Source organism: Clostridium sp. (assembly GCF_032552055.1).
Classification (GTDB): Bacteria; Bacillota; Clostridia; order Clostridiales; family Clostridiaceae; genus Clostridium.
Genome location: NZ_JAWGSV010000131.1, coordinates 1 through 8,565, shown reverse-complemented (window position 1 = coordinate 8,565; position 8,565 = coordinate 1). Strand labels below are relative to the sequence as shown.

11 protein-coding genes are annotated in these 8,565 nt (G+C 27.1%); 10 read left to right on the top strand and 1 reads right to left on the bottom strand.

Going from position 1 to position 8,565, the window contains the following annotated elements; all coding sequences use genetic code 11:
- Positions 1–91: 91 nt before the first annotated feature.
- Positions 92–946, bottom strand: a complete 855-nt coding sequence (locus E6248_RS09835) for an aldo/keto reductase (RefSeq protein ID WP_316340635.1) — start codon at positions 944–946, stop codon at positions 92–94.
- Positions 947–1,481: 535 nt separating this feature from the next.
- On the opposite strand from E6248_RS09835, the gene E6248_RS09830 reads away from it, so the two are divergent.
- The 10 genes from E6248_RS09830 to E6248_RS09785 all read left to right on the top strand — a co-directional run bounded on the left by E6248_RS09830 (position 1,482) and on the right by E6248_RS09785 (position 8,532).
- Positions 1,482–1,856 (top strand): hypothetical protein, encoded by a 375-nt coding sequence (locus tag E6248_RS09830; protein WP_316340634.1) that lies wholly within the window; start codon positions 1,482–1,484, stop codon positions 1,854–1,856.
- Positions 1,857–2,130: 274 nt separating this feature from the next.
- On the top strand, positions 2,131–2,442 hold the full coding sequence (locus E6248_RS09825; protein WP_316340633.1) for a hypothetical protein: 312 nt from the start codon (positions 2,131–2,133) through the stop codon (positions 2,440–2,442).
- Positions 2,443–2,480: 38 nt separating this feature from the next.
- Positions 2,481–2,780, top strand: a complete 300-nt coding sequence (locus tag E6248_RS09820; RefSeq protein ID WP_316340632.1) for a hypothetical protein — start codon at positions 2,481–2,483, stop codon at positions 2,778–2,780.
- A 178-nt stretch (positions 2,781–2,958) separates the two neighbouring features.
- The gene (locus E6248_RS09815) at positions 2,959–3,519 is read left to right on the top strand and encodes an RNA polymerase sigma factor (RefSeq protein WP_316340631.1); all 561 of its coding nucleotides are present in this window, start codon (positions 2,959–2,961) and stop codon (positions 3,517–3,519) included.
- Complete coding sequence (locus E6248_RS09810; RefSeq protein WP_316340630.1) at positions 3,519–4,568, top strand: DUF4179 domain-containing protein; 1,050 nt, start codon at positions 3,519–3,521, stop codon at positions 4,566–4,568. The genes E6248_RS09815 and E6248_RS09810 overlap by 1 nt, the downstream gene beginning before the upstream one ends.
- Positions 4,569–4,822: 254 nt before the next feature.
- The gene (locus tag E6248_RS09805) at positions 4,823–5,836 is read left to right on the top strand and encodes a ketoacyl-ACP synthase III (protein ID WP_316340629.1); all 1,014 of its coding nucleotides are present in this window, start codon (positions 4,823–4,825) and stop codon (positions 5,834–5,836) included.
- 58 nt (positions 5,837–5,894) lie between these two features.
- Positions 5,895–6,287, top strand: a complete 393-nt coding sequence (locus E6248_RS09800; protein ID WP_316340628.1) for a hypothetical protein — start codon at positions 5,895–5,897, stop codon at positions 6,285–6,287.
- Positions 6,288–6,605: 318 nt separating this feature from the next.
- Positions 6,606–7,028 carry a MarR family winged helix-turn-helix transcriptional regulator gene (locus E6248_RS09795; RefSeq protein ID WP_136007016.1) on the top strand — a complete coding sequence of 141 codons (423 nt, stop codon included), beginning with the start codon at positions 6,606–6,608 and terminating at the stop codon, positions 7,026–7,028.
- A gap of 97 nt (positions 7,029–7,125) precedes the next feature.
- The gene (locus tag E6248_RS09790) at positions 7,126–7,725 is read left to right on the top strand and encodes a nitroreductase family protein (protein ID WP_316340627.1); all 600 of its coding nucleotides are present in this window, start codon (positions 7,126–7,128) and stop codon (positions 7,723–7,725) included.
- Between the two features lie 102 nt (positions 7,726–7,827).
- Positions 7,828–8,532, top strand: coding sequence for a pirin family protein (locus tag E6248_RS09785; protein ID WP_316340626.1), 705 nt, complete (start codon positions 7,828–7,830; stop codon positions 8,530–8,532).
- Positions 8,533–8,565 lie beyond the last annotated feature (33 nt).

The following is an 8,565-nucleotide window of genomic DNA, read 5'->3' as shown; positions in this document are numbered from 1 at the left end:
GACAATAGATAATTCTGTGTAATTATTATTTTTATTATTTAAATATTACTGGAAATTTGAGGTTCCAGTAATATTTTTTTGCTTTAGGAAATTATAATGGAACTCTTTCTCTGTCTGGATGTTCTCCTGACCAGCCTGTTTGAGGCATTGTATCAAGACGGTACATGTCTTCTTTTGAAATTTCAAAGGAGAACAGATCCTGATTCTCTTTCATCCTCGTCATAGAAGAGGATTTAGGAATTGGTATTATATCTTTTTGTAGGGCAAATTTTAAACAAATCTGAGCAGGAGATACCTGATATTTCTTAGAAAGCTCTAGAATAAGAGGGTCCTTTAGTACTCTTGCTCTTCCAATGGGACTCCATGCTTGAACTTGGATATTATGTTCCTTGCAGTACTGAACAGCTGCTTCTTGAGTATAGCCAGGATGAAATTCTAACTGATTAACCATAGGGGAAACTTTACAAATTTGAATAATGTTTTCTATATGATGTGGTAGAAAATTACTAAATCCTATTGCACGGATTTTTCCTTCAATGTATAGTTCCTCCATTGCTCTCCAAGTATCTATATTTAGCTGTCTCCATTCTTTGTAATCAGGAGAAGGAAGAGGCCAGTGGATTAAGTAAAGATCTAGATAATCTGTATTTAGATTCTTTAGAGTCTTACGTAGTGCAGCTTTAGTTTCTTCGTAGCCCATCTCATCTTTCCATACTTTAGAAGCAAAAAAGAATTCCTCTCTTTTTATTTTACTGTCACGGACAGCTTCAGCAAGATAGGTTTCTGTCTCATAAAATGATGCTGTATCAAAATATCTATATCCAGCTTCAATGGCAGTTTTTATGATTTCTGCACTGTTTCCCTCTGCTGCCTTGTATGTTCCATATCCGACGCATGGTATTTTAACTCCGTTACTTAGTGTATAACAATCATAAATGTTTTTCACTCTTATACCTCCAATCAAATTTTAACTTTTTATGTGTTCAGTATATCACTTATTGATTTATAAATGTAGTTAGTAGTATGTGTTTTTATCTTATAATTGAGCTAGAATTATTGCGTAAAATGAAATCAAAACAAAGTATATTTAAGTAATTAGAAGGGGAGATATATAATAATTAAAAAAGTAGTAGGATAAGTAGTTTTAGTGGTAGTTTTATTAGTTGCAATTTCATTTATCTACAGAAAGTAAGAAACTAGAAAAGTAATTAATCAAAAAATTGACATAAAAATTTCTGTAGAAATGATTTGATAAATAAATTCATACTTTATTTAGAATACTTATAAGTTAACTTGCAAATAATAAAATAAAATTAACAACGTGGATAAGGGGTTATAGGAAGAAAATCAACTAGTAATGAACTAAATGGACATTTAGAAGAAAATACATTGAAAATAATTATAAAGATATTCATATACTAGTTATGATACATGATCAAATAATTAAAGATGAGGAAATAAAAAAATAAGGAGATGCTCTTATGTGTTTAACAAGTAATTTAATGAGTCAAGACAAGATATTAGTTTTAAAGGCAACTAAGAATACTGTAAATGAGGTTATAGATAAGGGGATTTATGCATTAACTAATTTGCCTAATAATTATAATCAATTCGAAAAGTTTGTATTAGTAGATGAAGCAAATACTAATGAAACTAAAGTTTTGGCTGTAGGTACTATAAGTGAGCCATCTGCAATAAATTCAAATAGTAATTCAATAAACATATTTAAGAATAGCAAGTGTAGATGGGAATATCAGTTATTTAACGTAGTAGATTTAAGAGGAGATTCATTAACACTTGAAGATGTATTTATGGAAAGTGGATTAGATAATGTTAACTATGCAGTTCAATTTTAGAGGGAAAAGCTACATATCTTATTTTAGGATGTGTAGCTTTTATTTTTATAAATATTTTGTGAATTTCAATATAAACTTATAAAATTAATAAGTCACTTTTATAAAAGTAAAGTTATATAAATAAAAATAAAAATAAAAATAAAGGTCGTATTATGGGGAGAAAAAGATAAATACAGTTACAAATTTCTACAAAAATAGATGGATAATGTTGATACAATTTATTATAGGGTAAATTCTAAGAGTTATTATATAGAGGTATATAGGGGGAATGGTCATGGATGAAAAGGCATTATTTTTTATTATTGTATTATCTAGTATGATAGGTAGTTCTATAGGATATCTAATATTCTTTAAGGTTATAAAAAATCCATTTAAGTATATTGCGAATACTAGGAAGAAAAAGATTATATCAATAGTAGTGTTATTTGCATTAATTTTAGGAATAGGAATGATTTTTGATAGTTCTAATATTTACTTTAAAGATATTTATAAGTGGACTATATTTGGAGTTTGGATTAGCATCTATAATAGAATTATTAGCACTGAAAGAGAAGATAAGAAAACTAAAATAAAGGAAGTAGAATAGATTTAAGATTTATTATAAATGTATAGAGGATGATGTTTATGGATTTTGTATATAGAGTAATTCCAGGAATGATAAGCACGACTATAGCTTATGTTTTATTATTTAAGGTTTGGAAAAATCCTTTAAGATTTATAGGAAATACAGTAAAAAAGAAACTTATTTCTTATGTGATTATTTTTATATCATTTATTTTAGTTGATTGGTTTATAGATAGTTCTACTATTAATTATAAGGAAGTGTATAGTAGTTTATTATTAGGAATTTTTATTATGGTTAATGGAAGATTATTTACAACTGATTTTGAAGGTGAAGATGCATATAAGAAAGATGAACAATAATATAATACTAATAAATTGATATAAGTAAATTTTAAGAGCAATAGTAGTATTCTTCTAGTTATAAGAAGAGCTACTATTTTTTTATTTAAAGAAATTTAATGCAACTATTCTATGATATATTAAGTCTAATATATGTAAAGGCAAACGCATGCGTAGAAAACTTTCAGGAGGCAAATTAATGGAACTTCTTATAAAAAAAGCTCAAAATGGAGACAAAGAAGCTTTTATATCTATAATAAATGAATATATTCAGATGATGTATAAGGTAGCTAAAACTAGGCTTAGTTCTGAAGAAGACATAGGAGACGCAATACAAGAAACAATATTATCTGCATATAAAAGCATATGTGTGCTTAAGAATACTTCATATTTTAAAACTTGGCTAATAAAAATACTTATAAATAAATGTAATGATATTATCTCTAAAAATAAGAAAGTAATATATGTTGAAGATTATTATGAGAGTATTAAGAATGAAGATTTATTGGATGGTAAGGAGAGTATAGAAGAAAATATAGTATTTAATGAGACTTTAAATTCTATAGATGAAAGTTATAAAACAGTTATTGTACTTTATTATGTAAGTGGATTTAATACAAGGGAAATAAGTGAGATATTAAAGGAAAAGGAAGGCACAATAAAGTCTAGATTAAGCAGGGCAAGGCAAAAGCTTAAGGAGATTTATTTAAAAAGTTATAATGAAGAAAATAGAAGTTTTAAGGTAGGGGGAAGTAAGTAGTGGATATAGATAAGAAGATTAAAGATAAGTTAAGTGAAAAGGAAAGTATTCCGGAAGGAATTTTAGAAAAAGTAAATGATGCCTTTGGTGAAATTAGAAATGGAGAAGAGATTAATAGAAATAAGAAAAGCAAAAGTAAAATTAATAAAAAGATAGTAGCTTCTTTTATTGGAGCATGTTTAATTTTATCATTTTCTATAGGACCTAAGGTATTAGCTAGTATTGAAGAGTTTTTAAAAGATAGAGGAATACAAAAAGCTAAAAGTAATGGCTATGTTCAAGAGATGTTAGATAATGAAGTAAAAGATAATGGAATATCAATAAAAGTTAATGAAATAATTCCTGACAAAAATAAAATAGGAATATCATTTACTTTGAACTTTGATGATGCTGATAAATTAAATGATGTTAGTGGTTTAAGGTTTGGTTTTAATATTAAAGATAATAATGATAGAGTTATTTTAGGCAAAGATGAAGAAGGAATGTATTCACCATATTTTACAGGGCTTGAGTGGAATATAGATTTAGTTAATGCAGAAAGTGGAGAGATAAAATGTGATTTAATAATTACAGATACAAAAAGTATAATTGAAGATATAAAGAGTATGTCCCTTGAAATTGTTGATATTGCTTTATATAAAAATAATGCTGATTCAATAGAAAAAATTAATGGTAACTGGAATTATGAGTTAGATTTATATGATGGAGTTACGAATGTTGAAAGTATAGACTATGTTTTAGAAGAGGAAAATGAAAATATTAAATTTGATTCTATGGTATCTTCAGCCACTAATACAATAGTAAAAATGGACATAAATATAGAAGCGTTAAAAGTAGATGAAAATATAGTTAATAAAATGATACTTACTGATGAGAATGAAAGTAATATTTATAAATTCACTAATGGAAATATGGAAAATATAGATGGGGGAGTAAGAATAGCCTTTATGTATGACTTAACTACTTTTGATAATTTAGATAAGGTCAAAATCATTATAAAAGATATAAATGGAGAAGATATAAAAATTAATTTAAGAAAAGAAATTTAAAGATACTCTATAGATAGAAATTAAATTTAGAAAAGAAACTGTTATTGATAGGACTATAAACTAGATGATTTATAGTCCTTTATTATGTAGAAGAATAAAAATTGAATACAAATTATAATTAAAATAAAAAAATCTTGAGAAATTGTTGTATCTTGGTATAATTTGTTATAATATGTATACATTGATAATTGTATACATATTATGAAAAAATGCATAAAAACACATATGTTATTAAAGTACAAGAGGTAGAATTCATGAAAGAACAAAACATAAATATTATTAGTACAGGAGTATATCATCCTGAAAATAGAGTACATAATGACTTCTTTATTAACCATTTTAAAGAGATGGGAATAGAGGTAGCAGGACTTTTAAAGCATTTAGAAAGAGAATATAGATATCTTTCTAGTGATCCAAATGAAACTGTAATTACTATGGCATATAAAGCTAGTAAAGATGCTTTGAAGGATTCAAACTTAAATATAGAAGAGATAGATTTAATAATTTTTGCAACTGATACTCCAGAATATACATCACCTTCTAATGCAGTTAAATTATTAGAAATGCTAGGGGGAGATGATGTTAGAATTAAAATGGCATATGATACAAATGCCAATTGTCTAGGAATGATTACCGCTTTAGATCAAGCTAGTAGAATACTTATGACTAATAAAAGATTTAAGAGAGCATTGGTTGTGGGAGGAATATTATTTAGTGCTGTAGGAAATGAAAATGATTCAGTTTCTTATACAAACTTTGGTGATGCGGCAGCTGCTGTTATATTAGAAAAAGTTGAAGAAGATGAAAAGAGAGGATTTATTGACTCAGTTCATTTAACACAAACTTCAGAATGTAACAACATTCTTATGCCTAAAGTTGGTTATTCTAAGATTACAAAGTATGGGGTAGTCAATGGTGAGGATAATAAGTGGTTCTGGAAGCCTTTTGATGGAAGTTTTATTTCTGATGTATGGGTAAATTTAATTAATGAAATTTCAGAAGATAATGGAATAAAGGTAGCAGATATTGATCACTTAATATTTTCTCAATTTACAATTCCGGATGCTAGACTTACTTTAGAAAAGTTAGGAATTGACATAAGTAAGACAACCTATGTAGGAAATGAATATGGTTATACTGGAACAACTAGTCCTATAATTGCACTTGATAGAGCTATAAAAACTGGAAAAGTTAAAAAGGGTGATTATTTAACTTTAGCATCTATGGGATCAGGTTCTGTTGTAACAGTATTATTATTTAAGCTTTAAAAATGTTTATATAGTTAAAAATTTTAATTATAAATAATATTTCAAGGGAGATTTTCAAATGAAACAATACCAAGGTAAAAATTCAAATTATCAATTAAAGGTGGACAAGGTGAAACAAGTTTTTCATGCACAAGCATCTGGATTTTTTAGTGAAGAGGATGGAGCATCTTTTTTAAAGGATTATGATGAAATTACTAAGACATTTCCTTCAAAGGATTATACTTTAGTAATTGATGCACCAGAATTAAAACCATCAAGTCCACAAGTAGCAACTATGTTAGAAAGTTTATTAGAAAGATATATGGCTGTTCCTTTTAAAAATAGATTTTTAGTTACTAAAGGAAATGCAATAACTATATCTCAATTCAAAAGATTAGGAAGAAATATTACAGGGTGGACTGAATCAATTCAATATGTAGATGATGTTGAATCAGCTATAAAAGGAATATAGAATTAAATTTATAGCTAAGTACTATTTAGATAGTAAGCAAATATAAGAGATACATATTTAAGATTAGATAAATAATAAAGCATAAGGTTTCATTGTATATAGGAAACTTTATGCTTTATTTTGTTATAAATGTAACTATATCCTTTATATTAATAGCTTACTATAAGAAAGTATATTATTTTAATGACTTGGAGCAAGGTTAGGGAGCTAAAAAAGATAGCTTTTATAACAATTGATAATTATTTTCATTAAATATCTTGACTTCAAGATATATTAGAGATATAATTATCTTGAAATCAAGATAATGTAGGTGAATATATGGATAATGTAAATTTAAAGCTAGTTGTTGCAGTGGCTAGAACTTATAATAATTTATTTTTTCAAATAGAGAAGAGTCTTCAAGAGTTTGACTTAAATATAAGTGAATTTGGTGTTTTAGAAATGTTATATCATAAAGGAGACCAACCAGTGCAAAAAGTAGCAGAAAAAATTCTTGTAACTAGTGGAACAATTACCTATGTAATAAATAAACTAGAAAAAAAAGAGTTTGTAGTTCGTAGAAAATGTAATAAAGATAAAAGAGTTTATTATGTTTCCTTAACGGAAAAAGGAAAAGATTATATTTCGCATATATTTCCTAAACATAAGGACTTTTTAGATAATTTATTTAAAGATTTAGATGAAGAAAGTAAAACTCAGCTTTTAGAGAATTTAATACAACTAAGAAATGTTTTAAAATAATTTAATTTAGCAGAGAAAAGTTTTGAAATAATTTTTTTAAAAAGGTTTATGAGAATTAATAAAAAAATTTTATATAAAAAGATAGGAGAGGTTATAAATGAATAAAAATTTTTATGAAGCAATAAAGGAAAGAAGAAGCATTTATGCAATAAGTAAGGAGTCACCAATATCAGATGAAAGAATTAAGGAAATAGTAGAGTATATAGTAAAGCATGTACCATCAGCTTTTAATTCTCAAACTACAAGAGCTGTTGTCTTATTGGGAGAATCTCATGATAAGCTATGGAATATAACTATGGAAGCTTTAAGAAAGATAGTTCCAGAAAGTGATTTTGCATCAACTGAAGCAAAAATCAATTCTTTTAAAGGTGGATATGGAACAGTTTTATTCTTTGAAGATTTTGCAGTAGTGGAATCATTACAAGAGCAATTTGAATTATATAAGGATAATTTCCCAGTATGGGCTCTTCAAGGATCAGGTATGATGCAATTCTCAGTTTGGACTGCTTTTGCAGCAGAAGGTCTTGGAGCAAGTCTTCAACATTATACTGAATTAATAGATGCAGAAGTTAAGAAAGAATTTAATATACCAAATAACTGGAGAATGATGGCTCAAATGCCTTTCGGTAAGATTGTAGCAGGAGCTGGAGAAAAGGAATTTTCCCCAATAGAAGATAGAGTTAAAATAATTAAGTAAAATAAAAAATTAACATAGGAATTCAGTTTTAGACTGGATTCCTTTTTATAAATAAGTGATAGATATTTTATTAGTATAAAAAGTATACAGGAGGAATTTAATTTGTTAAGAAGAATTAATCATAAGAATATGGGAAAAAGTGAGTTAGGATGGCTTAGAAGTATATTTCACTTTTCTTTCGCAGAATATTTTAATATAGATAATATGAATTTTGGAGCATTAAGAGTTATTAATGATGACTTAATTGCAGCAGGGACGGGATTTCCTCTTCATCCACATAAAGATATGGAAATAGTATCTTACATTGTGGATGGAGGACTAACTCATGGGGATACTATGGGAAATAAAAATACTGTATATAGGGGACACGTTCAATATATGAGTGCTGGAACAGGAGTTTATCACAGTGAAGAAAACTTAGGTGATGAAACTACAAGAATACTTCAAATTTGGGTAGTTCCTGATAAGAAGGGATATAAGCCAAACTATGGAGACTATAGATTTAAAGAAGAAGATAGAAAAAATAAATGGTTAAATATCGTTTCTAGCAAGGAGGGTAATGCCCCTATAAAGATAAATCAAGATGCAAATTTCTATGTAGTTGAATTAGATGAGGGTAAGGAAATAGATTTTCCAATAAAAGAAGGAAGACAAGGATACTTAGTTCAAATAGAAGGAGATTCTGAAATAAATAATATTGATATTTACGAAAGAGATGGATTAGAAATAAAAGAAGAAAGTATAAATATTAAAGCTAAAAATAAATCTCATATATTATTAATAGAAATGAAGAAAAGAAACCAATAAGAATAACTAGTTATAAAATGCGAAGCATTTTAT

Coding starts and splice junctions, on each gene's coding strand:
- E6248_RS09825 (WP_316340633.1), top strand. CDS start 2,131: ATGGATGAAAAGGCATTATTTTTTATTATTGTATTATCTAGTATGATA.
- E6248_RS09800 (WP_316340628.1), top strand. CDS start 5,895: ATGAAACAATACCAAGGTAAAAATTCAAATTATCAATTAAAGGTGGAC.
- E6248_RS09790 (WP_316340627.1), top strand. CDS start 7,126: ATGAATAAAAATTTTTATGAAGCAATAAAGGAAAGAAGAAGCATTTAT.
- E6248_RS09805 (WP_316340629.1), top strand. CDS start 4,823: ATGAAAGAACAAAACATAAATATTATTAGTACAGGAGTATATCATCCT.
- E6248_RS09830 (WP_316340634.1), top strand. CDS start 1,482: ATGTGTTTAACAAGTAATTTAATGAGTCAAGACAAGATATTAGTTTTA.
- E6248_RS09795 (WP_136007016.1), top strand. CDS start 6,606: ATGGATAATGTAAATTTAAAGCTAGTTGTTGCAGTGGCTAGAACTTAT.
- E6248_RS09815 (WP_316340631.1), top strand. CDS start 2,959: ATGGAACTTCTTATAAAAAAAGCTCAAAATGGAGACAAAGAAGCTTTT.
- E6248_RS09820 (WP_316340632.1), top strand. CDS start 2,481: ATGGATTTTGTATATAGAGTAATTCCAGGAATGATAAGCACGACTATA.